Raw genomic sequence first — 23,358 nt, 5'->3', positions numbered from 1 at the left:
CTTGTATGTAACACAGAATATTATTAACACGGCAATCCAATGAAAATAACCATTATCGGCACCGGCTATGTGGGCCTCGTTACGGGCGCTTGCCTGGCAGAATTGGGCAATGACGTCTTTTGCCTCGACCTCGACGAAAAAAAGGTCGCCTTGCTCAACAGCGGCGGCATCCCCATCCATGAGCCTGGCCTGGAAGAAGTCGTGGCGCGCAATCGCGCCGCCGGCCGTCTGCACTTTTCCACCAACGTGGAAGCCGCTGCCGCCCATGGCGTGCTGCAATTTATCGCCGTCGGCACGCCGCCGGACGAAGACGGTTCGGCCGACTTGCAGTACGTCGTCGCTGCCGCCCGTGGCATCGGCAAGTACATGACGGACTACAAGGTCATCGTCGACAAATCGACAGTGCCTGTGGGCACGGCAGAAAAAGTGCGCGCCGCGATCCAGGGCGAGCTGGACGCGCGCGGCGTCGTGACCACCTTTTCGGTGGCATCGAACCCGGAATTCCTCAAGGAAGGCGCGGCCGTGGAAGACTTCATGCGCCCGGACCGCATCGTCATCGGCGTCGATTCCACGCCGGAAGGCGAACGCGCCCGCGATTTGCTCAAAACCCTGTACGCACCGTTCAACCGCAACCATGAACGCACCTACTGGATGGATGTGCGCTCGGCCGAATTCACCAAATACGCGGCCAACGCCATGCTGGCCACGCGCATCTCGTTCATGAATGAACTGGCCAACCTGGCCGATAAAGTGGGCGTCGATATCGAAGCGGTGCGCCACGGCATCGGTTCCGACCCGCGCATCGGCCACAGCTTCCTGTACGCCGGCTGCGGCTACGGCGGTTCCTGCTTCCCGAAAGACGTGCAGGCGCTCGAGCGCACGGCGCGCGGCTATGGCCAGGAATTGCTGATCCTGCGCGCGGTGGAAGCGGTCAATGACAAGCAAAAGCAGGTGCTGGGCGAGAAAGTGGTCAAGCGCTTCGGCGCGGATCTGACCGGCCGCCATTTTGCCGTGTGGGGCCTGGCGTTCAAGCCGAATACGGACGATATGCGCGAAGCGTCGGCCCGCGTCTTGCTGGCCGACCTGCTGGGCCGTGGCGCCACGGTGGCGGTCTACGATCCGGTCGCCATGGCGGAAGCGAAGCGCGTGCTGCAACTGGACTTGACGCCCGAGCAACTGGCCAAAGTGCGTTTCGCCACCAGTCCGCTCGATGCCTTGCAGGATGCCGATGCACTGACTATCGTGACCGAGTGGAAGGCTTTCCGCAGCCCCGACTTCGAGCAGATCAAGACGCGCTTGAAGCAGGCGGTGATCTTTGACGGCCGCAACCTGTTCGAGCCGGCCGTCATGGTCGAGGCTGGCATCGAATACCACGGGATCGGTCGCTCGATCCTGACACGCGCATGAGCGCCCGCGACATGATCGCGCCAGCGACTCTGGCCGAAGTGCGCCTGCTGGTGGTGGGCGATGTGATGCTGGACCGTTACTGGTTCGGCGACGTCAGCCGTATCTCTCCGGAAGCACCGGTGCCCATCGTGCGTATCGAAAAGCGCGAAGAGCGCCTGGGTGGCGCCGCCAACGTAGCGCGCAACGCGGCCGCGCTGGGTGCGCAAACCAGTTTGCTGGGCGTGGTGGGCGACGATGAGGCCGGCAGCCAGGTTGAGCGGCTGCTGGTCAGCGATGGTATCCATAGCTATTTGAAGCGCGATGCCGCCATTTCCACCATCATCAAGCTGCGCGTGATTGGCCGCCAGCAGCAAATGCTGCGCATCGATTTCGAGGAAGCGCCCAGCGATACGGTGCTGCGTGACAAGTTGGCGCAATTTAATGCCTTGCTGCCCAACTATGACGTGGTGATCCTGTCGGACTACGCCAAGGGCAGCCTGGTGAACGTGGCCGAGATGATCAAGGTAGCGCGCGCCGCTGGCAAGATTGTCATGGTCGATCCGAAAGGCGACGATTTCTCGCGTTATGCGGGTGCATCAGTGCTTACTCCGAACAAGTCCGAATTGCGCCGCATCATCGGCAACTGGAGCACGGAAGAGCAGCTCACGCAGCGCGCGCAGCAGGTGCGCGCCGATCTGGGCCTGGACGCTTTGCTGCTGACCCGTTCGGAAGAAGGCATGAGCTTGTACACGGCCGATGAAGTGGTGCACATGCCGACCGATGCGCGCGAAGTGTTCGATGTTTCCGGTGCGGGCGACACGGTAATCGCCACCATGGCGGCGATGCTGGGCGCCGGCATGGGTCTGGGTGACGCGGTGCGCACGGCCAACCGTGCCGGTGGCATCGTCGTCGGCAAGCTGGGTACGGCTACCGTGACCCGCGACGAGTTGTTCCCGCAATAAACTTCCCCCCACGCTGCGCCGGATCGCTTGATCTGGCGCAGGGTCCGCTTTTCTGCACTGCTCCAATCTTGTCAACCAACTCACGCTGTGGCCGTTAAAGCCTTAAGGCGCTGTCCTCCCTTGCGTTCGAGTGAGCTTGAAATAATGTTGTTAACGATGTTTGACACCACTTCATGGAGAGATCATATGTTCAAGAAATTATTGCTGGCGGTCATCACCTTGATCGCGACGATGGGCTTTGCGTTTGCCCAGGTTGACGTCAACAAGGCTGACCAGGCGGCGCTTGACAGCGTCAAGGGCATCGGCCCCGTCACTTCGAAGGCCATCGTCGATGAGCGTGCCAAGGGCGGTCCTTTCAAGGACTGGGCTGATTTTGAAAGCAGGGTCAAAGGCGTGGGGCCGAAAAGTTCGGTGAAACTGTCGGAAGCGGGCTTGCAAGTGAATGGTCAGGCCAAGTCTGGCGCGCCAGCTGCCCCGGCCGCCGCCAAGTCGACTGCCGCCAAGGCTGCACCGAAGGCAGCCGCTGCTGCTACGGCTCCTGCTGCTGCTGCTGCTGCTGCTGCTGCTGCTGCTGCCGACACCGCTGCCGCGCCAGCCAAAACGGCTGCTGAAACGAAGAAAGAGGCGGCTGCTGCCAAGAAAGAAGCCAAGAAAGAAGCAAAAGCTGCCAAGGCCGCCGCTGCTGCTGCCAAGAAAGATGGCAAGGTGGCTGCATCCGATGCAACCACGCCTGCTACGGATAAAAAGTAAGTTGTTGCTGTAGCGCATGCTGCGTGGTGGTGCCGCGCAGCATTCCAGGAAACCCGCACGGTACCGGCCGTGCGGGTTTTTTTATGGCTGATTCGCTTGCAAGCCGGGCGGTACATGGCTGCGCAAGGTATCGATTACCAGGCGTAGCCGCACCGTCATGGCGCGCGACGCGGGCCAGGCTGCGTACAGGGGCATGCCCGCAGTTGCATACGGTTCCAATACCATCTGCAGGTGGCCATTGGCCAATTCTTTTTCCACCAGCCATAAAGGTAGTTGCGCCAGCCCATGGCCAGCCAGCGCCGCTTGCCTGACGGCTTCCAGATGGCCCAGCCGCAGCCGCGAGGTGATCGCGACGTCGCGCGGTTTGCCCTGCAGATCCTGAAATTTCCACGCTTCCAGCCGGCCATCGCGCAGCATGGCGATACAGGCGTGACGCTCCAGTGCATCGGGCGTGGCAGGCGCACCATGCTGCGCCAGATAAGCGGGCGCAGCGCACACGGCCAGGCGCTGCACGCCCAGCTGGCGCGCCGCCAGATTGGCACTGTCTTGCAATAAGCCGATGCGCACGGCCAGGTCGCAGCCTTCCTCGGCGAAGTCGACGGGGCGGTTGGAAAACTGCGCCTCGATCGCCAGCGCAGGATATTGCGCCGCCAGTTGCAACAACACCGGCATGACCCAGTCACGTCCCAGCAGCACGGGCACGGTGATGCGCAGCCGTCCCGCAGGCTGGCTGCGCCGCTCGGCCAGGCCCGCTTCGGCCTGCTCCAGTTCGCGCAGGGCGCGCAGGCAGCTGTCGTGAAAGGCCAGTCCCTCATCGGTCAGCGACAGGCTGCGCGTGGTGCGATGGAACAGGCGCACGTCCAGCCGTTGTTCCAGGCGGGCCACGGCCTTGCCCACGCTGGACGGCGACATGCCCAGCTGCTGCGCGGCGCGGCTGAAGTTGCCCGCTTCCACCGCCTGCACGAAGGCGCGTATGCCGGCAAAGCGTTCATTGGAGATCATGGCCAGTCCTGTCGATAGTTGATTCGATCATTTTAGTATCAAATGATGGGAATGAGTGGCTTGACTGGCGCTTTCCAGTCGCAGATAGAATCAAGCGTCTGATCATTGAAGAGTGGAGTAGCCATGCACAACCATATTGAGAGCCGCCGCCGCTGGCTGGCCCTGGCCGGTATCGCTATCGCCAGCTTTCTGGGTTGTATCGACTTTACCATCGTCAACACCGCCATCCCGGCGATCCAGACGGAGTTGACAGCCAGCGTGGACCAGATGCAATGGGTCGTCACGGTGTTCGTGATGGCCTTGTCGGCCTGCATGGTGGCGGCCGGCCGCCTGGCCGACTTGCTGGGGCGGCGCCGTTTGCTGTATCTGGGCATGCTGGTGTTTGGCCTGGCCTCCCTGGGCGCGGGCCTGGCGTCATCGATTGCCATCCTCGTCGCCTGGCGTTTGGTGCAGGGCGTGGCATGCGCGGCCTTGTACACCACCTCGGCGGCCATCGTCGCCCATGCGTTTCCGGAAAGCGAACGGGGCACGGCGCTGGGCATGTTGTTTGCGGCCAATGGCCTGGGCCTGGCCGTCGGTCCCGTGGCGGGTGGCTTGCTGGTGGCCAGCCTGGGCTGGCGTTCCGTGTTCCTGCTCAACGCGCCCTTGATCGTTATCGCCTTCATGCTGTGCCTGGGCCGGGTGGCGGAGTCGCGCGGCGAAGCAGACCAGCGCTTTGACGTGGCCGGTTTTGTCTTGCTGGCCCTGGCGCTGCCGTGCCTGCTGCTGGCTATCGGCCAGGGCGGGTCATGGGGCTGGACTTCGCTAGCCACCGTGGGCACGGCCGGCGCCGGGCTGGTCTTGCTGCTGGCTTTTGTGTGGGTCGAGCGCACGGTGGCCTCGCCCCTGCTGCAAATGACCTTATTCGTGAATGGCCGTTTCCTGCTGGCCAGCCTGGCGAACTTTTCACTGGCCTTCTTTTATTGCGCCGCCTTCTTCTTGCTGCCCCTGTATCTTGGCGAAGTGCGGGGGCAGGGCAGCAGCCAGATCGGCTGGCTGCTGCTGCCGATCACGGCCGTGATGGCGCTGGTGTCGCCGCAGGCAGGCCGCGCCGCCGACCGTTTTGGCACGGCGCCGCTGCTGGCGCTTGGTTTCATGTTCCTGGCAGTATCGGCGGCCATGCAGGCCGTTTTTGTGCAAGATACCAGCTGGACCTGGGTGGTGGTGGCGCTGGCTTGCATGGGTACAGGCTGGGGTTGCATCCTAGGGCCGGCCACGGTGGCGGCGCTGGCGTCCGTTTCGCCGCAGTTGGCGGGCGTGGCCATGGGCGCCGCCTGGACCTTGCACAATGTGGGCGCGGCGCTGGGGCTGACGATCGCTACCGTCGTATTCCAGGCGGCAGGCGGCAAGACCGTTTTTTTACCGGGCTTTCAAGCGGCATTGTGGCTATTGCTGGTGCTTAGTTTGCTGACTCTGCTTTGTTTGCTGGTGGGGCTGTGGCAGGCGCGGGGCGCCAGGGAGCGAGCAACTGGCCAGCCAGGCTGATGGGCATTGTTGCTTCGATACCGCAGGCGCTGGGCCATTCACGCGGCAAATGATGGGTGCCGAAGAGGCGATCCAGCACCGGCAGGGTGGACGCATAGTTGCGGTTGATATGGTCGTATTTGCTGTGGTGCCAGTGATGGAAGGCAGGCGTGGCCACCAGCCACTCCAGCGGGCCGAAGCGCCAGCGCAGGTTGGCGTGGATAAAGAAGCCCCACACGGTGCCGACCAGCAACAGCAGCACGGGCGCCGCGCTGCCGGCCGCGCCAGGGCCGGCCAGGCCCAGCAGATATAAAGGCGTCAAGCCGAACAAGCGCGTGACGATCATGTCGACCGGATGGGTGCGCGTATTGGCCAGAAAATACAAGTGTTCGGTGCTGTGGTGGACGGCGTGAAAACGCCATAGCCACGCAATTTCATGGCTGAGCCTATGCCCCCAGTAAGTGCCGACTTCGCCGATCAGCAAGCCCAGCAGCAGCTTGGCCCATAGCGGCAAGTCGGCCAGCGTGGCGGGAATCGCGTCGGGCAGCAGCCGTTGTCCGGCTACCGCGATTAGCGCCAGCGGCATGGCCAGCAAGATGGCCGGCAGCAGGCTGCTAAGGAAATAAAAGCCCAGGTCACTGAACAGTTCGGCTTTGGAGCGCCCCGCGTGGCGCTGGCCGAAAAAGCGTTCCAGCGGCACAAATAACAAGGTCAGCAGCACCAGCCACAGGCTCAGGCGCACCACATCCACGGCCAGGCCGGGCAAGTGTTGTTGTATCGATTGCAGCAAGCTCATGGCAGGATAAGGGACGGTAGATGTAAAAAATCCGGACGGGCAAGGCCGGTCCGGATCTTATCAATACAGCAGATGATCAGGCTGCGTTGTGACGGCGGCGGCGCACCATAAAGCCCAGCAAGCCCAGGCCGCCCAGCAGCATGCCCCAGGTCGATGGTTCCGGCACGGCCGACACCAGCGATACGCCGTCGAGCAGCATGAATGGTGGCGCGCCCGTCGGGCCGCCTTTGGCCATGAAGGACAGCAATTCGCTGCTGCTGTTGGCCGTGAACGTCATGCTGGCCTGGTTCCAGCCCGTGAAGCCCTGGCTGGCGTTGCTCAGTACGGTGGTTTGCTGCGATTGATTACCCAGCGACACATCCCAGTAATTGATCGGATTGGCGCCCGTGAAGCCCACTTGCTGCGCGGCTGCATACGAGAAGCTCAGGGTGTACGATTGACCGGCGACCAGGCCGCTCACTTGTTGGGTGATCGGCGCAGGGAAATAATCCCAGTCGGCGGCGACGAAATTGCCGCCCGTTGGGCTATTGGTCAGGCCGTTTTGCGGGCCACGGCCATTATAGGAATTCGGACCCCACAAGGTCAGGCCGTTCGAGCCCGTGGTGTCGGCCGTGTTTGGACCAAAAACGAAGTTGTAGCCCTGGGTCGACCAGTCGGTCAGTTGCGTGCGGTTGGCGCTGGTGTCACCGTTTTGCGACAATTGCTTCGAGGTGCCGTTGGTGGTTTGTTCGAAATCGCCGTTTTTGACGAGATTGACGCTATCGGCTTGAGCAGCCGATGCGCTGAAGAATGCCAGTGCGGCCAATGCCAGCAGAGTAGATTTACGCATGAAAAGCTCCAATATAGACAGGTTGAGTAACAGACTGTCGGCGAGCTTTTTGGCCAACGGCATGATTCGGCACCATGTAAGGTGAGCGAACCGGATTCTGTGTATTTCGTATTTATGTGACAACTATTATGTCTTCTTGGTCAGATTATAGCAGCGTTTAAAAAAGAGCATGTGAAATATCTTGAAAACAACAGAAATTTAATATTGATAAGTTTTTCAAGTTTACCGTTTTGCTATTCAATTCCTGTGGCGCGTTGCTTTATGGCATCAAAAAGCATGTTCAGCGGATCTCTGCCACGCGGCTATTGCTGGAAATGCGAGAATGTCCAGCTAACAACGATCAGGAGAGCAGTACATGTTACGTATGTTGACAGGAATGACGGCGGCCTTGCTGTCGTCTGGTGTGGTGGCGGCGCCGGCGGCGGACCAGCTGCAGCCCGAAATTGCCCAGATCGTGGCCGGCATTTCGCCGCAGCGCATCGGGGCGCATGTGCGCAAGCTGGTCAGTTTCCAGACGCGCCACACCATGTCCGATACCGTGTCCGACACGCAGGGCATCGGTGCCGCGCGGCGCTGGATCAAGGCGGAACTGGAGCGCTGCGGCGCTCAGGCAGGCGGACGCCTGCAGGTAGCTTTCGACAGCCATATCGCACCGGTTTCGAAGCGTATTTCTCGTCCCACGGAAATTGTCAATGTGGTGGCGACCTTGCCGGGCAGCCAGCCGCAATCGGCCGAGCGCATCTATGTAGTGAGTGGCCACTACGACTCGCGCGCCACCGACGTGATGGACGCCACCAGCGACGCCCCCGGCGCCAATGACGATGCCTCGGGCACTGCGGCCGTGATCGAAATGGCGTGCGTGATGGCGCAATACAAATTTGACGCCACGCTGGTGTTCATGACGGTGGCCGCCGAAGAGCAGGGCTTGCTCGGTTCGGGCCACTGGGCGGAACAGGCGAAATTGAAAAAAATCAATATTGCCGGAATGCTCAACAATGACATCATCGGCAGTTCACGCGCCGACGACGGCACCGTCGATGGCGGCCAGGTGCGCCTGTTTGCCGAAGGCATCCCGGCAGTGAAGGAAATGAGCGATGGCGTGCGCGGCCTGGTGGCGACGGGGGGCGAAAACGACTCGATTTCGCGCCAGCTGGCGCGCCACGTGAAGCAGGTGGGCGAGCGCTATGTACCCGGTTTCCAGGTCAATGTGATCCAGCGCGCCGACCGCTATCTGCGCGGCGGCGACCATATGCCTTTCCTGGCGCAAGGCTATGCCGCCCTGCGTTTTACGGAACCGCACGAGGATTTTGCGCACCAGCACCAGAACGTGCGCGAGGAAGGTGGCAAGCAGTATGGCGACTTGCCGCAATTCGTCGATTATGACTACGTGGCCAAGGTGGCCCGCGTAAATGCGGCGGCGCTGGCCTCGCTGGCCCTGGCGCCAGCCGCCCCAAGCGGCGTGCAAGTGCGCACGGCACAGCTGGAAAACGACACTTCACTGGTCTGGCAGCCGAACACGGAACCGGACCTGGCCGGCTACCGCGTCGTCTGGCGGGCCACCACGGCCGACCAGTGGCAAGGCGCGAAAGACGTGGGCAATGTCACGCAAGCGAAGATCAAGCTATCGAAAGATAACTATTTCTTTGGCGTCCAGGCGATCGACAAGGATGGCAACGTCAGCGTTGCCACCTACCCGACGCCGCTGCGTTAATCCGTCAGGCGATGCCTGCAGGCAGTTTTGCCAGGAAGCCGTGGATTTGGGAAACCACGGCTGCTCCCTCGCCCACGGCGGCCGCCACGCGCTTGGTGGAACCGGCGCGCACGTCGCCGATGGCGAAGACGCCGGGCACACTGGTTTCCAGCGCGGCCCGTTCCGGCAAGTTGTCGTCGCGCGTGTCGCCGGCGCGGATGCGGGCGCGGCATTCCTCGCGCGTGACGTCAAAGCCCGTGCGGATAAAACCCTGTTCATCGACGGCCACGGCGCAGCCGTGCAGCCAGTCCGTGTTCGGATCGGCGCCAACGAACAGGAAGACGCGGCGCACGGCGTAATCGTCTTCCTGGCCCGTCTGGTTGTTGCGCCAGCGCACGCTCGTCAAGCCGTCGTCGTCGCCTTCGAGCGCGATGATTTCCGTGTGCGCGTGCACGCTGATGTTGGCCGTGGCGGCGATGCGGTCGATCAGGTAGCTCGACATGCTGGCCGCCAGGCTGGGGCCGCGTATCACCACATGTACCTTATTGGCGTGACCGGACAGGAACACCGCCGCCTGGCCCGCCGAGTTGCCACCGCCCACCAGTACGATTTCTTCCTGCTTGCACAGCTTGGCCTCGATCGGCGAAGCCCAGTAATACACGCCCCGTCCCTCATAGGTTTTCAGGTTGGCCAGCGACGGGCGGCGGTAGCGCGCGCCGCACGACAGCACCACCGTGCGGGCGCGTACCGTGGTGCCGTCCGTCAAGGTCAGGCGCAGCGGCCAGCTGTCGCATTGCAATTTGGCGGCACTGGCCGGGGTGGCGATCTCGACGCCGAATTTCTGTGCCTGCACAAAGGCGCGGCCGGCCAGGGCGCGGCCCGAGATACCGGTTGGAAAACCCAGGTAATTTTCGATGCGCGCGCTGGCGCCTGCCTGGCCGCCATACGCCCGCTGTTCCAGCGCCAGCACGGACAAGCCTTCCGACGCCGCATACACGGCCGTGGCCAGGCCCGATGGCCCGGCGCCCACCACCAGCACGTCGAAGATACGGTCGCCCGATAAGTCGGGCAGCATGCCCAGGCAGCGCCCCAGTTCCGCGTGGCTGGGGTTTTTCATGACATTGCCATCGGGACACACCACCAGCGGCCATTCCGGCGGCGTGCCCTGGTAACGCTCGACCAGCGCAGCGGCGGCTTCATCCTGGGCCGGATCGAGTACCGTGTGCGGATGGCCATTGCTCGACAAAAAACTTTGCATGTGGAACAGATTGCCATTGCCGCGCGGGCCGACCAGCACCGGGCCGCCCGAGTTGACTTCGATCAGGCCGACCCGGCGCAGTATCAGGGCGCGCACGATGCGCTCGCCCAGTTCCGCTTCGGCCACCACCAGCGCGCGCAGCGATTCCGAACTGATGATCAGTACTTCCACGTTGCCCACCGCGTGGCCGTTGACGAGGGCCGGCCGGCCTGACAGTTGCGCTACTTCGGCAACAAACTGGCCGGGTGTCAATTCGCTCATCGGCGAAGTCTTGCCCAGGCCTTCGTGGCGGCTGATGGCCACCTTGCCAGACAGGATGACCAGCATGCCGAAGTCGCTGCTGCCAGCCTTGAACATGCTGGCGCCATCGGCGTAGCAGGCGCGGTGGCCGAAGCGTTCCAGGCGGCGCAGTTCGGCGGCGCTGAAAATTGGCCAGATCTGGTGGCGGCGGTTGGCCAGTTCGGCCGCGCGCGGCGAGATCGCGTCTTCGGGGGAGGATTCAGGGATGAATTCAGGTGTGTTGCTGGCCATGGCAAGTCCGTTAAGCGAATAAGCAAATAACTAAAATAACTAACTGAGGCGAGTCTAGCGCATGCGCGCGCGCCGTGTGGCGATTGTACCCGCCGCCACCCGTAAAACAGCAAAAATGCGGCCTCAGGCGGCTTGCAGCGTGGCTGTTTTGCCCGCTGGCGCACCGGCCGTGCCCCTTGATTAGCCGTACACAGGCTGGCATCTCATATTAGAATGGGCCTTTGTTGCACTTATTTGCACTTACTCAGACAGACTCGAAGATACGATGGCTTACAAGACACTTGAAGATACGATAGGCAATACCCCGCTGGTGCAATTGACGCGCCTGCCTGGGGCCGATGCAATTGCGCGCAACAACGTCATCCTCGGCAAGCTGGAAGGCAATAATCCGGCCGGTTCCGTGAAAGACCGCGCCGCCATGTCCATGCTCAAGCGCGCTGAAGAGCGCGGTCTCATCAAGCCAGGCGATACCCTGATCGAAGCGACCAGCGGCAATACCGGCATCGCGCTGGCCATGGCTGCCGCCCTGCGCGGCTACAAAATGCTGCTGCTGATGCCAGATAACCTGAGCGTGGAACGGCGCCAGAGCATGGCTGCCTATGGCGCCGACATCTTGCTCACGCCGAAGACGGGCGGCATGGAATATGCGCGCGACCTGGCTGAACAGATGCAGAAAGATGGCCGTGGCGTGATCCTCGACCAGTTCGCCAATGAAGACAATTCGCGCGCCCACTATGAAACCACGGGACCGGAAATCTGGCGCGATACGCAAGGGCGCGTGACGCACTTCGTCAGCGCCATGGGCACCACGGGCACCATCATGGGCGTATCGCGCTACCTGAAAGAACAAAACCCTGCCATCCAGATCATCGGCGCCCAGCCCGAGGAAGGTTCGCAAATCCCCGGCATCCGCAAATGGCCGGAAGCATATTTGCCGAAAATCTATGACAAGGCGCGGGTGGACCAGATCGAATACGTGAGCCAGGGCGTGGCCGAACGCATGGCGCGCAGCCTGGCGGCGGAAGAGGGTTTGTTCTGCGGTATATCGGCAGCCGGTGCATGCGAAATCGCGCTACGCATTTCGCAGACTGTGGAAAATGCAACGATCGTGTTTGTCGTCTGCGACCGCGGAGATCGTTATCTGTCGACCGGCGTGTTTCCAGCCTAAAACTGCTGCGTCGCGCTTTACAGAGCGTTTTTAAATAGAGGATAAAACGGGGGGAGTTTGCTTGGCCAGAACGGCCAGTGAAATACCCCCTCCCCGGAACTGGGGAGGGAAAACCTGCTAAGTGGCAGGATCAGCCTTGTGGCGTTTCGCCTTCTTTAGGCTTGAATTGCTTGTCGCTGATGCGGAATTTGTTGCGACGGTCACCCATCAGGTAGCGCAGGTCACGAATGCTCAGATCGCTGACTTCGTGCATGCGGATCAACAGCGATGCGCCGACCGGCAGGCGGTGGTGGCGGATTTTGCTGATGACTGGTGGCGCTACTTCCAGCGCGCGGGACAGGGCTGCGTCATTTTTCAGGCGCAGGTTTTCGATCAGGGTATCGAGCAATCTGTTTGGGTTGTATTGCAGCAGATCATCGGAATCCGAATCGCTGTTCATATCAATGCCGACTTGATTTGTCATGATGTTATTTGTTCCTTCTGTAGTTGCACTGCAAAGTAAAAACACTCGGAGCTCGCTCTTGCTGCGTTCATGTTCATTCTTTACTAAAAGGAACGATTTCACACATGGTAGATCCGGGATACAGTTTTCGTAATATATACACAATTGTACAGCACGATTCAGTTTCTTGCAGGAAAGTATCTGTATCGTGCTTTGTACTTGGTAGGCGTTGTCGATTTGCAACGCCTATTTACTCTTTGCTATCCTCTATGATAGATCAAAAATTGTACTTTGACAAAAGTTAATTATAAAACCACGCCGTATTTCCCGTCGCACCGAAGACTGGCGAGCAGAGCAAGAACGATGTTGACGTCTCTACCATAAGCCTGATTGGCAAGGCCTTCAACATCGCTTACGCTTTCTTACAAGTAATATTATAACTTTACACCGACTTTTAGTTAGCGAGAGCGCGCTTGGCGAACTGCCTTGCCCAAGTCAATAACGGACATGGCATAAAAGTAACTTCTGTTGTATTGAGTTATAGCAAAGAAGTTATTGGTTGCCAAGCTATACTCTGTTGCTTCGGAACCATTTTGCAGGTCGATCAGGCCAAAAAGCATGTTTTGTGGCGGGTTCGCCACGCTGCTGACACCGGCCGCCTGCAGCTCTTCCAGACGGAATTTTGCCTCCAGTCCCTGGCCGATAAATTTCTCCCAGGCGCGGTTCGGCGACACAGTTGCCGGATAGGTGATGATGGCCGGATCGTCGCGTTTCCAGCCGTGCTGCACCAGGAAATTGGCCACGCTGCCGATGGCGTCGGAGGTCGAATTACGCAGGTCGATGTGACTATCGCCATCGAAGTCCACCGCATATTTCATGATGCTGCTGGGCATGAATTGGGGCAGGCCGATGGCGCCCGCATACGAGCCGAGCAAGGTCAGCGGATCGATGCCATCCTTGCGCGCGAACAGCAGGGCGTTTTCCAGTTCACCCTTGAAAAACTCCATGCGGGCGGTGCGGTTCGGACTTTCCGGATACGAAAACGCCAGGGTAGCGAGCGCGTCGAGCACGCGGAAGCGGCCCGTATTGCGGCCATACACAGTTTCCACGCCGATGATGCCGACGATGATCTCGGCCGGCACGCCGTACTCGCGTTCGGCGCGCGCCAGCGCGTCGGCGTTCTCGTTCCAGAATTTCACGCCCGCATTGATGCGTACCGGTTCGATGAAGCGGGCGCTGTAGGCTTGCCAGTTCTTCGGCTTGCCTGGCGGCGCTGGTTTCATCAGTTGTACGGCCGTATCGACATACCGCACCTTGCTGATCAGGTCGTCGAGTGCTGCCCGGTCGAATCCGTCCCTGGCCGCTATGTCGTCGAGGAAGCTGCGCACTTCTTTCCAGTTGGCGTAGTTGACATCATCGCCTTCGAAGTCGAATTTGGCGGGGGCTTTTTGCGCCACCGTTTTCGGGGAGGACTTCTTGGCGGCTTGCGCCTTGGCTGCGCGCAGTGCCTGGGCGCGGTCGGCGGCCGAGATATTGCTGTTTTCAGCGGCGTAGGCGGTGCTGCACACGCCGGACAGTAACAATGGGAGCGAGAACAGTAGGGACAGGGGGGCGTATTTGATCGGTAGCAAGGAGCGTCTCATCGGCATTGGGTTAGCAGGCGGCGCAAGGTGTGCTGCGCACGGGTTTGTTCATCCAGACTGGCATTACCATACTTCATCGCGGCATAGATTGCCAGGAAGCGTGCCATGGCGGCGTGCGCCTCGGGTGTCGCGGTGGTAGCGGCCAGGCGGGCAGCATAACCGTGCGGGCCTTCATGCGGCGCACGGCTGCAGCCGCGGCGTGCCTGCTGGCGGCAAAATTGCGCATATAGCGCGTCGAGCGCGCTCAGTGGATCGATGTGCGCAGTTTGCCGCCTATGCATCAGCCATCCTGCCAGTGCGGCCATGCTGGCCAGCAGAGCGCAGATGATCGCAATGGTACTGGGCGAGAGCGACCTGGCCGCAGCGAGCGCATCGCGCTGGCGCTGCGGCGTGTAATCGAGCACCCAGCTTTTCCAGCCCTGTTCGACGCGTTGCCACTGGCTGCGCCAGGCATCGACCGTGCCGCCGCTATCGCCATCGAGGCCGATCAGCGTGCGCCAGCTTGCCACGGCAGGCGGCAACGCTGCATCGAGATTGCGTTCGATGCGCAGCGGCGCCACCGCGCTGGTAGGATCGATACGCACCCAGCCGCGCCCTGCCAGCCAGACTTCGCTCCAGGCATGCGCGTCGGACTGGCGCAGGATCAAGCTGCCATCGGCATGGCGTTCGCCGCCCTGGTAGCCAGTCACCACGCGGGCGGGTATGCCCATGGCGCGCATCAGCACCGTAAAGCTGCCTGCATAGTGTTCGCAGAAGCCCGCCTGGGTGCGGAACAGAAAATCATCGACGCCATCCTTACCCAGCAAGGGCGGCTGCAAGGTGTAGCGGAATGGTGCTTGCCGAAAGTACGCGAGCACGGCTTCGACCGCTGCCTCTGGCGGCAATTGTTGCGCGCCGCTGCCGCGTAATTGCCGCGCCCAGACCAGGCTGCGCGGATTGAAACCTGCCGGCAGTTGCAGCCATCGCTGCTGCTGCACCGCTGGCAGCCTGGTTTGCAACTGGTAGCCCATGCTGGAACTGGCCCGGTAGCGCACGGGCGCATCGATGGGACGCACGGTCGACACTTCCAGCGCCGGCGACACCAGGTAGGGATTGCCGGCCAGGCGTTCGATGGAGCGGGGCAGGTCGAGTACCAGAATGCGGCGCTGGCCGCTGGGCTGCAGGTTGACAGCGTAATCGCTGCGCGCGCCATCGAGCGCGATGTCGGCCTTGCCGGCGCTGACAGGTTCTGTGCCGCGGGTCCAGCTGGCGCCATCGTAATCGTTCAGCACCAGGCCACGCCAGTACAACTGATCCTGCGGCGGGACTGGCGTGCTGAAACGCGCCGTCAGCACCGTCTCGCCAGACAGGGCCAGGCTGGCGACCGTACCAGGTGACATGCTGTCGCTCAATCCCGTGTGCGCCTGTTCCCCGTCATGGGATGCGCCCCACAGCGGGCCGCTCAGGCGCGGCACGGTAAAAAACAGCAGCACTGAAAATGGGATAATGATGGCCAGCATCTGCCCCAGCAAGCGCAAACGCTGCCACAGTGGCGCTTGCACGGCGCCGTACTGGGACGACAATAATCCCGCCAGCAGCATCACGACGGTGGCCAGCATCCAGACGGCGGCAGCGATGCCCTGGGTATGAAAAAAACTGGCCAGCAGCAGGAAAAAACTGAGAAAAACAAACACGAAGATATCGCGCCGGCCATGCATTTCCAGCGATTTTAACGACAGCAGCAGGGCCAGCATGGCTACGCCGGGATCGCGGCCCAGCAAGCTGCCATAGCTGAGGTAGACGCCGGCGATGCCCAGCAGCGCCAGCGGCAGCAAGACCCTCAGCGGCGGCTGCTTCTGGCCGCGCACGGTGATCACGGTCCGCCACAGCAGGGGCGCGGCAACGGCCGCCGACAGCCAGATAGGCAAGTGCAGCGCATGCGGCGCCAGCACCATCGCGGCCGCCAGCAACAGCAGCACGATGTCGGTTTTTTCACGGCTCATGGCGCGCATCATGGCGCTTCCGCCAAGGCGCGCAAGCAGCTTTCCTGATGGCGTGGACCGAGGCCGGGCGCCAGGGTCAAACCATCGAGGCGCAGCCCATAAGGCAAGCCTGCACGTTCCGCCTGCAGCACCCAGGCGGCCAGCCGCGACAGCCGCGCTTCCGGCTCCAGGGTGACGGGCAGGCTGGCCAGGTCAAACAGCAGGGCGCCCTGACTGTCCCCGCTATCCTGGAAATGCTTGCTGTATAAATGTTCGCCATCGTGGCGGGCGATCTGGCGCCAGGCCAGTCTTTGCTGCGGATCGCCGGGCTGGTAGGCACGCACGCCGGCCAGTTCCTGATGCTGGTTTTCCTGTTGCCGTGCGGGCATCGGCAAGGCAGGGCTGGGCGTCTCCGGGCGCGGCAGCACCAGCACGCGCGCTTCGGGCTGCCACCAGCACCAGGCATAAAACAGACCCAGTGGAAAACTGCTGGACAGGCGCACGGCGGGCGCTTCCAGCCAGCCGCGCCGGGTGGTCGCCACATTGATGGCGATGGCGCTTTTGCCGTGGGCTGCCACATCGGCTTGCTGCGCCTCGCTAATTGCCGGGTGTACGGTGATGGCGTGGCGCGAACGGCCGCTGCGGTTGATCAGGCGCAGCGTGAACACCGCGCTGTCACCGGCAAATACGGCCTGGCCCGGCGCGGCGGCCAGCGACAGGCCGGCCAGATTGCGGCTGGCGAACAGCATGTCGACGATGGCGCAGGCGGCCGCAAAACAGGTCAGCGCATACCCTAAGCCCAGCTGGAAATTGACGGCGGCGATCCACAGCGCCAGCAACAGCGCGCCAAATGCCAGCCCGGCGCGCGAAGGGCGGATATGCACGCGGTGCGCACCGAGCCAGGGCCGCACGGGCAAATAAGACCGCCATGGTCTGCCGCTGCTCTGCATGGCGCTCAGACGGGTACGGCCAGCAGCAATTGCTGCAGCAGCGCGCGGCTGTGCTGTGTGCCTTGCACCCCTTGCGCCGGATGCAGGCGGTGCGCGCAGACGGGCAGCAGCATCGCCTGCACATCTTCGGGGGTGACGTGGTCGCGCCCCGCCAACGCGGCCCAGGCGCGCGCCGCCTGCAGCAGGGCCAGCGCGGCGCGCGGGCTCAGACCATCGACAAACGCGCCGCCATTGCGCGTGGCGTGCACCAGCGCCAGTACATAGTCGACCAGCGCTGGTGCGGCATGGATGTCTTTCAGCGCCGCTTGCGCCTGCAGCAATTCATCCGCGTTCATCACGGCCGGCAGCTCTTGCAGCATGCGGCGGCGGTCGGCGCCCAGCAGCAGGGCGCGTTCGGTGGCGGCGTCAGGGTAGCCCAGGGTGACGCACATCAGGAAGCGGTCCAGCTGCGATTCAGGTAGCGGGAAAGTGCCCAGCTGGTGTGCGCAGTTTTGCGTGGCGATCACGAAGAAGGGCTGTGGTAGTGAGCGCGTGACGCCATCCTGGCTCACTTGCCGCTCTTCCATCGCTTCGAGCAAGCCCGATTGGGTCTTCGGCGTGGCGCGGTTGATCTCGTCGGCCAGCAGCACTTGCGTAAACAGCGGGCCCGGATGAAACACGAAACTGCCGCTGCCCCGGTCATACACGGACATGCCGGCCACGTCGGCGGGCAGCAGGTCGCTGGTAAATTGCTGGCGCTTCCATTGCAGGCCCAGGGTGATGGCCAGCGCGTGCGCCAGGGTGGTCTTGCCCACGCCGGGCACGTCCTCGATCAGCACATGGCCGCCGGCCAGCACGCAGGCCAGGGTCTGGCGGATTTGCAATTCTTTGCCGACGAGTACTTCGCCGATCTGGCGCGCGGCCGCGTGTATTTTCAAAAACATGGGGTTTCCATCATGGGGCGAGGGCTGATTAATTTACAATGACTGCACTTTGGTCACACGAACGGCGATGCGCCTGCCTGGCGCGCCGCCCGCCAGCGGCGCGCACGTGGTAGATTAGAGCAGATGCAGAGTAAAAGCACGCCAGGATTTTATGCGAGAAGGCGTCCGAGGATACAGAGACCAAGAGTACAGCAATGAGTACAGCTATTTACACCCACCCCGATTGCCGTCGCCATGAAATGGGCGAGTGGCATCCCGAATCGCCGGCGCGCCTGCAGGCCATCAGCGATCAACTGATACTGGCGCATATCAGCGACCTGGTCGAGCACCGCGATGGCGCGCGTGCGCAATTGTCCGATATCGAACGCAATCACAGCGCCACGGCGATTGGCCTGGTGCGCGATAATGTGCCGGCAGAGGGGGATTATTATCCGCTCGACGGCGACACCCTGCTCAATGCGCACAGCTATCATGCGGCGCTGGCGGCGGCCGGTTCCGCCGTGGCGGCCACCGACGCCGTCATCGATGGCGAGATCGCCAATGCCTTTTGCGCCATCCGCCCGCCCGGCCACCATGCGCGGCCCAGCGAACCGATGGGTTTTTGCCTGTTCAATAATGTCGCCATCGCCGCCAAGCATGCGCTCGACGTGCGGGGACTGGAACGGGTGGCCATCGTCGATTTCGACGTGCATCACGGCAATGGCACGGCTGAATCGGTGGCGCACGACCCGCGCATATTGATGGTGAGCTTTTTCCAGCACCCGTATTATCCGTACAGCGATGTGGAGTCGTACACGGACACGCGCGTCAACGTACCCGTGCCGGCCCGCTCGAAAGGCGAGGTGGTGCGGCAACTGGTGCAAGACCATTGGCTGCCGGCGCTGCACCGGCACCGCCCGCAAATGCTGTTCATTTCCGCCGGTTTCGACGCCCACCGCGAAGATGATGTGGGCGGCATGGGCCTGGTCGAAGCCGATTACACATGGATGACGGAACAGATGATGGCGGTGGCCAAACAGTATGGCCAGGGCCGCATCGTCAGCTGCCTGGAAGGCGGTTATAACCTGTCGTCGCTGGGCCGCAGCGTGGCAGCGCATGTGAAGGCGCTGGCCGAATTGTAAGGTGTTCTGATTTTAAAACAGTGGCAGGCGACTGCGCGAGTTGGTATGCCGATGCGTCTGGAAACCGAGCGCGTCGCCAGCCATGAAGCGTCGCCAGGCTTGCGTATAGACGGCCGAAGATTTCTCGGTATCGAAGCTGTCCAGGTGCAGCATGTCGCGGTGATGCTTGATTTCATTGACCAGGTTATCGTACAGCGATTGCAAGCCATACGTGTCGGCGCTCTGGCGTTTCAAGGTGTCTTCCAGCGCCGCGATTTTTTGTTGCAGCTGACGATATTGCTTTTTCAGGCGCGCCAGACTGTGCGGCGGGCGCCTGGCTGGCGCTGGCCGGCGATAGCGCCAACCCGTCTTTTCTGCTCCCGTGACGATATCCCTTGCCAGTGCCGGCGTGTCGCCAGTCTTTTCCCTCATCATGTGTACCGCTTCCCTTCGTTTGATTCCGGCCTGCGCAGGGCGCATACCCCTGAAATCATTGCTTTTCATTTAAGAGGCGGTATTAGAGCATATTTTTTTATTGCTGAAAATAAATATAAGAGTCTTTGTGGAAATATTTCCAATTTTGTATCTTAATGTAAATTGATGGCCGGCGTCTTGCCGCTGGCGACGTGCTCGTGGGCATAGGTCAGTATCAGCAAGGTGTTGTCGTCCCAGCTGCGGTCATGCAGCGGCGGCACATAGCGCCGCATGTCTTCCTTCAGGCGCACCGCCATAGAACGCTCGCCCGAGCGCGCTTCCACGGAGGCAAGCGGATGGCGCGAGGGAAACGGCACGTGGATCAGTGCAGAGTGGCAGGGCCCGCCCGCCATGCGGAAAAAATTGCGCATGATGAACGATAGCTGGTCCTGTTCCACTGCCCAGCGCACTTCGCACTCGAGCCGCAAGTCGCCCAGCCGGCGCACATTGGGCGGCAAGCCTGGCGTATGGATATCGGGCTGCCAGCGCAGCGAGGCGCGCTTCTTGTTGCTGACCAGGTCGGCATTGGCGTCATAGGCGGTCTTGTCGCGCGACAGGGAAAACGTGCCGTCCGGCGCCAGCGGAATGGGAATCGACAGATTATCGGCCGATAGATGCAAGGTCACGTCTCCCATCGCTGCGCCGGGCGCGGAGGGAATCAGCATGAAGCGCAGCGGTGCGCCGGGCGCCAGCTGCAGGTGGTCGGCATATGCGTCCAGCCCCCTGAGCATGGTGCGGTAGGGGCGCAGGTCGGGGTCGCGCGCGCTTTGCACATCCACGATTTTCTGCATTTCCTGTCTTGCCGTGCCGTCGCTGCCTAGGGCCTGCTCTTGAGCCACCCCTGGCAGCATGCATGCGGCCAGGGCGGCGAGGATAGAAAGGCGGGAATGGGGGCGCAGGGGCATGAAAAGCGTGTTCGGTGACGATCGAGTTGAGATTGATGGCTGGCGTCGGATACTGACGAATCTTAGCATCGCGGCAAATGCCAAAATATCACCAATTGTCTCGCCTGCGTCGCACGGCTGGCTCTTCCGTCCATAAAATGCGACGTACGGGCGGCAACCACGTAAAATAGCGGATTGACTGAACGATTTTGAAGGCAAGAGCATGGCGATACAATGGTACCCAGGACATATGAACGCGGCCCGCAAGAAGGCCGCCGAAACCATGGAAAACACCGATCTGGTGATTGAAGTGGTCGATGCGCGTCTGCCGGCCGCCAGTTGCAATCCCATGGTGGAAGAGCTGCGCCTGTTCCGCCAGCGTCCTTGCCTGAAAATCCTCAACAAGATCGACCTGGCCGATCCGGAAGCCACCGCCGCCTGGGTCAGCTATTTCAATGCCCAGGAAGGCGTGACCGCCTACGCGATGACGACCAAGAAGCCGGGCGACGTGGCGCGCATACCGGAACTGGCGAAGTCCTTGGCGCCGCATCGCGGCGTGCCGACCAAGCCGCTGCGCATCATGATCATGGGTATCCCCAACGTGGGCAAGTCGACCCTGATGAACGCCTTGCTGAAAAAACGCGTGGCCAAGGTGGGCGACGAGCCGGCCGTGACCAAGATGCAGCAAAAGCTTTATCTGGACAAGAACACCATCCTGGTCGATACGCCTGGCATGCTGTGGCCGAAGATCGCCGTCCCCAGCGATGGCCTGATGCTGGCGGCCAGCCACGCGATCGGCTCGAACGCGCTGATCGAAGAAGAAGTGGCCGTGTTCCTGGCCGAAGAACTGCTCAAGCGCTACCCGCATTTGCTGCAGGCGCGCTACGGCACCAAGGTTGGTGAAGTCGATGCGATCGGCGTCGTCGAAGGAATCGCCGCCAAGCGTGGTTTCCGCATCAAGGGCGGCGATTACGATTTCGAAAAAGCCTCGCACACCCTGCTGCTCGACTATCGCAGCGGCACCTTGGGCCGCATTTCGCTGGAAACGCCGGACACGCGCGCCGCCCTGCTGGCGCAGCACGCGGCCGAGATGGCGGAAAAAGCAGCCAAGGCCGCCGCCCTGGCAGCCGAGAAGGCGGCCAATGCGGCGCGCGGCAAGCGCGGCAGCTGATAGGCCTGACTCAAAAAAAGCGCCGCGACAGCAATGTCGCGGCGCTTTTTTTATGCGGCGTGGGTATCGCCGAACCTGAAACTGCTCACCGCCAGCGCACCAGCGAAATCATCTTCGTGATACACGACATGCGCCGCTTCCTGTTCGGCTGCGCCCAGCGCCACCATCAGCGGCAGCAGATGGTCTTCATACGGGTGCGACTGGCGTGCGCCGGGCGCTACGTCCCAATGCAGCAAGTGTTCCAGCCGCTGGGCCGCTGGCTGCGCCATGGCCTGGCGCAGCCATGTGTCGAACTGGTGCGAGGCGACGGCGCCCGGCTGGCCGAACTGGCGCAGGTTGTGGTAACTGAGGCCGCTGCCGGCGATCAGTACGCCTTGCCGGCGCAGGCCGGCCAGCGCGCGGCCCACTTCGATATGCGTGAGCGGATCGTAGCCGTGTTTCAGCGACAGCTGCACCAGCGGCACATCGGCTTGCGGATAGATCGGGTACAGGGCGCTGAAGGTGCCGTGGTCAAAGCCCCGCTCATGGTCGAGGCGCGCCGGATGGCCGGCCGCGTCGAGCAAGTCTTTCACTTGCGCGGCCAGCGCCGGGTCGCCGGGCGCCGGATACTGGATTTGATAGGTGTGCGGCGGAAAGCCCGAATAGTCGTACAGCATGCCGGGACGCGGGCTGGCCGAGACCAGGAATTGCGGCCCTTCCCAGTGCGCCGTGACGACCAGCACGGCGCGGGGCCGCAGACCGATCTGGCGTGGAATATCCTGCAGCGAGGCTTCGAGCACGTCGTAGCGGCTGCCGACATGTTCTTTCATGAAAGGCCAGGGGCCGCCGCCGTGCGACAGGAAATAGGTGGGGAAGATGTGCTCTTGCATGGCGATTCCTCGATGGGATGGCTGGTGATAGCCATACTATAGTCATGGCTGGCCAGTTGATCAATACAGGGATTATTGATATATCATTTCCTTTTTGTTGATGATGGTGAGTGCATGGATACCTTGCTCAGCATGCGCGTGTTTCGCGCCGTGGTGGAACTGGACAGCTTTGTGCGGGCCAGCGAACGCCTGAACCTGTCGCCGGCCATGGTCAGCAAGCATGTGATGCACCTGGAACGCCACCTGGGCGCGCGGTTGCTGAACCGCAGCAGCCGCCACCTGAGCCTGACGGAAATCGGCAAGGTGTATTTCGAACAATGCCGCGATATGCTGGCCAACCTCGATGAAGTGGAGGCGACCGTGGGCCGCACGACGGTGGTGCCGCGAGGCATGGTGCGCCTGAGCGCGCCCGTCTGGTTTGCCCATCCCATCTTTACGCGGGTGCTGGCCGCCTACCGCACACGCTACCCCGAAGTCACCTTCGATATCGACCTGAGCGGCCGGGTGGTCAATCTGGTCGAGGAGGGCTTTGACCTGGCGCTGCGCGTATGGCAGCCGGCGATGTCCACTCCCACGCCTAACCTGATCGCCCGGCCTATCGGCAGCATCGAGTTTCACCTGGTTGCCTCGCCCGCCTATCTGGCGCGTGCAGGGCGCCCGCAAACGCCGCAAGACCTGGCGCGGCACGCCATGATCAGCTATTCGCTGCTGGCCAGCGGCAATGAACTGCGCCTCGATGGTGCGCAGGGCCGTGAGACGGTCAAGTTCCAGCCTGTATTGCAAAGTAATAATGAAAGCCTGCTGCACGCGGCCGCGCTGGACGGCATGGGCATCGCCCTGTTGCCATCCTGGCAGACCGATGCCGACCTGGCTGCCGGGCGCCTGGAACGCCTGTTCGATAACTATCGCCTGGCCGGCGGCACGGTGCACGCCGTCTACACCAGCCGGCGCTACCTGTCGTCCAAGGTGCGCACCTTCATCGACTTCCTGGCTGGCGAAGGCCGCCTGGGGCAATAGCATGGCAAGGGGGGCTTTTAGGCCTTTTATCCGGGCTTGCCGGCCAAGC

At 62.0% G+C, this 23,358-nt stretch carries 21 protein-coding genes; 9 read left to right on the top strand and 12 right to left on the bottom strand.

Annotation, left to right across the window (positions count from 1 at the left end; genetic code table 11):
- The first annotated feature begins 39 nt into the window (after positions 1-39).
- From HDE75_RS17065 to HDE75_RS17055, 3 genes are all read left to right on the top strand, one after another.
- Positions 40-1,407 carry a UDP-glucose dehydrogenase family protein gene (locus HDE75_RS17065; protein ID WP_183678404.1) on the top strand — a complete coding sequence of 456 codons (1,368 nt, stop codon included), beginning with the start codon at positions 40-42 and terminating at the stop codon, positions 1,405-1,407.
- A complete protein-coding gene (rfaE1, locus tag HDE75_RS17060) occupies positions 1,404-2,348 on the top strand; it encodes a D-glycero-beta-D-manno-heptose-7-phosphate kinase (protein WP_183678402.1) in 945 nt (314 codons plus the stop codon). The genes HDE75_RS17065 and rfaE1 overlap by 4 nt, the downstream gene beginning before the upstream one ends.
- 186 nt (positions 2,349-2,534) lie before the next feature.
- On the top strand, positions 2,535-3,098 hold the full coding sequence (locus tag HDE75_RS17055) for a ComEA family DNA-binding protein (protein ID WP_183678400.1): 564 nt from the start codon (positions 2,535-2,537) through the stop codon (positions 3,096-3,098).
- 81 nt (positions 3,099-3,179) lie between these two features.
- Here HDE75_RS17055 and HDE75_RS17050 read toward each other — a convergent pair whose 3' ends face one another.
- The gene (locus HDE75_RS17050; protein WP_183678399.1) at positions 3,180-4,100 is read right to left on the bottom strand and encodes a LysR family transcriptional regulator; all 921 of its coding nucleotides are present in this window, start codon (positions 4,098-4,100) and stop codon (positions 3,180-3,182) included.
- A 123-nt stretch (positions 4,101-4,223) separates the two neighbouring features.
- Here HDE75_RS17050 and HDE75_RS17045 point away from each other — a divergent pair, with 123 nt between their 5' ends.
- A complete protein-coding gene (locus HDE75_RS17045) occupies positions 4,224-5,624 on the top strand; it encodes a DHA2 family efflux MFS transporter permease subunit (RefSeq protein WP_183678397.1) in 1,401 nt (466 codons plus the stop codon).
- Here HDE75_RS17045 and HDE75_RS17040 read toward each other — a convergent pair.
- Both HDE75_RS17040 and HDE75_RS17035 read right to left on the bottom strand, forming a co-directional pair.
- Complete coding sequence (locus tag HDE75_RS17040) at positions 5,539-6,399, bottom strand: sterol desaturase family protein (protein ID WP_183678395.1); 861 nt, start codon at positions 6,397-6,399, stop codon at positions 5,539-5,541. The genes HDE75_RS17045 and HDE75_RS17040 overlap by 86 nt on opposite strands.
- A gap of 76 nt (positions 6,400-6,475) precedes the next feature.
- The gene (locus tag HDE75_RS17035) at positions 6,476-7,228 is read right to left on the bottom strand and encodes a PEPxxWA-CTERM sorting domain-containing protein (RefSeq protein ID WP_183678393.1); all 753 of its coding nucleotides are present in this window, start codon (positions 7,226-7,228) and stop codon (positions 6,476-6,478) included.
- A gap of 355 nt (positions 7,229-7,583) precedes the next feature.
- Between HDE75_RS17035 and HDE75_RS17030 the strand changes: the two genes are divergently transcribed.
- On the top strand, positions 7,584-8,939 hold the full coding sequence (locus tag HDE75_RS17030) for a M28 family peptidase (RefSeq protein WP_183678391.1): 1,356 nt from the start codon (positions 7,584-7,586) through the stop codon (positions 8,937-8,939).
- Positions 8,940-8,943: 4 nt separating this feature from the next.
- Here the strand turns inward: HDE75_RS17030 and HDE75_RS17025 are convergent, their stop codons facing one another.
- Complete coding sequence (locus tag HDE75_RS17025) at positions 8,944-10,707, bottom strand: FAD-dependent oxidoreductase (RefSeq protein WP_183678389.1); 1,764 nt, start codon at positions 10,705-10,707, stop codon at positions 8,944-8,946.
- A 265-nt stretch (positions 10,708-10,972) separates the two neighbouring features.
- On the opposite strand from HDE75_RS17025, the gene cysM reads away from it, so the two are divergent.
- Positions 10,973-11,875 (top strand): cysteine synthase CysM, encoded by a 903-nt coding sequence (gene cysM, locus HDE75_RS17020; RefSeq protein ID WP_183678387.1) that lies wholly within the window; start codon positions 10,973-10,975, stop codon positions 11,873-11,875.
- A 130-nt stretch (positions 11,876-12,005) separates the two neighbouring features.
- Here the strand turns inward: cysM and HDE75_RS17015 are convergent, their stop codons facing one another.
- From HDE75_RS17015 to HDE75_RS16995, 5 genes are all read right to left on the bottom strand, one after another.
- Entirely contained in the window at positions 12,006-12,338 is a 333-nt protein-coding gene (locus HDE75_RS17015; protein WP_034751784.1) for a hypothetical protein, read from the bottom strand.
- A gap of 437 nt (positions 12,339-12,775) precedes the next feature.
- On the bottom strand, positions 12,776-13,948 hold the full coding sequence (gene mltB, locus HDE75_RS17010) for a lytic murein transglycosylase B (RefSeq protein ID WP_260174174.1): 1,173 nt from the start codon (positions 13,946-13,948) through the stop codon (positions 12,776-12,778).
- A gap of 8 nt (positions 13,949-13,956) precedes the next feature.
- Positions 13,957-15,942, bottom strand: coding sequence for a transglutaminase TgpA family protein (locus HDE75_RS17005; RefSeq protein ID WP_260174175.1), 1,986 nt, complete (start codon positions 15,940-15,942; stop codon positions 13,957-13,959).
- 8 nt (positions 15,943-15,950) lie between these two features.
- The gene (locus tag HDE75_RS17000; RefSeq protein ID WP_183678381.1) at positions 15,951-16,871 is read right to left on the bottom strand and encodes a DUF58 domain-containing protein; all 921 of its coding nucleotides are present in this window, start codon (positions 16,869-16,871) and stop codon (positions 15,951-15,953) included.
- Positions 16,872-16,876: 5 nt separating this feature from the next.
- Positions 16,877-17,794, bottom strand: coding sequence for an AAA family ATPase (locus HDE75_RS16995; protein ID WP_183678379.1), 918 nt, complete (start codon positions 17,792-17,794; stop codon positions 16,877-16,879).
- A gap of 194 nt (positions 17,795-17,988) precedes the next feature.
- Between HDE75_RS16995 and HDE75_RS16990 the strand changes: the two genes are divergently transcribed.
- A complete protein-coding gene (locus tag HDE75_RS16990) occupies positions 17,989-18,915 on the top strand; it encodes a histone deacetylase family protein (protein ID WP_183678377.1) in 927 nt (308 codons plus the stop codon).
- A 12-nt stretch (positions 18,916-18,927) separates the two neighbouring features.
- On the opposite strand, the gene HDE75_RS16985 is transcribed toward HDE75_RS16990, so the two are convergent.
- Positions 18,928-19,329 carry a hypothetical protein gene (locus tag HDE75_RS16985; RefSeq protein WP_183678375.1) on the bottom strand — a complete coding sequence of 134 codons (402 nt, stop codon included), beginning with the start codon at positions 19,327-19,329 and terminating at the stop codon, positions 18,928-18,930.
- Positions 19,330-19,481: 152 nt separating this feature from the next.
- Complete coding sequence (locus HDE75_RS16980) at positions 19,482-20,159, bottom strand: hypothetical protein (RefSeq protein WP_183678373.1); 678 nt, start codon at positions 20,157-20,159, stop codon at positions 19,482-19,484.
- A 316-nt stretch (positions 20,160-20,475) separates the two neighbouring features.
- Here HDE75_RS16980 and ylqF point away from each other — a divergent pair, with 316 nt between their 5' ends.
- On the top strand, positions 20,476-21,423 hold the full coding sequence (gene ylqF, locus HDE75_RS16975) for a ribosome biogenesis GTPase YlqF (protein WP_183678371.1): 948 nt from the start codon (positions 20,476-20,478) through the stop codon (positions 21,421-21,423).
- A 50-nt stretch (positions 21,424-21,473) separates the two neighbouring features.
- Here the strand turns inward: ylqF and HDE75_RS16970 are convergent, their stop codons facing one another.
- A complete protein-coding gene (locus tag HDE75_RS16970; protein WP_183678369.1) occupies positions 21,474-22,292 on the bottom strand; it encodes a DODA-type extradiol aromatic ring-opening family dioxygenase in 819 nt (272 codons plus the stop codon).
- Positions 22,293-22,406: 114 nt separating this feature from the next.
- Between HDE75_RS16970 and HDE75_RS16965 the strand changes: the two genes are divergently transcribed.
- Positions 22,407-23,309, top strand: a complete 903-nt coding sequence (locus HDE75_RS16965; protein WP_183678367.1) for a LysR family transcriptional regulator — start codon at positions 22,407-22,409, stop codon at positions 23,307-23,309.
- The last annotated feature ends 49 nt before the right edge of the window (positions 23,310-23,358 follow it).

Origin of the sequence: Janthinobacterium silvisoli, assembly GCF_014200725.1 — a bacterium.
Classification (GTDB): domain Bacteria; phylum Pseudomonadota; class Gammaproteobacteria; order Burkholderiales; family Burkholderiaceae_D; genus Janthinobacterium.
The sequence above is the reverse complement of the archived record's forward strand: the minus strand, read 5'-3'. Positions and strand labels throughout refer to the sequence as shown.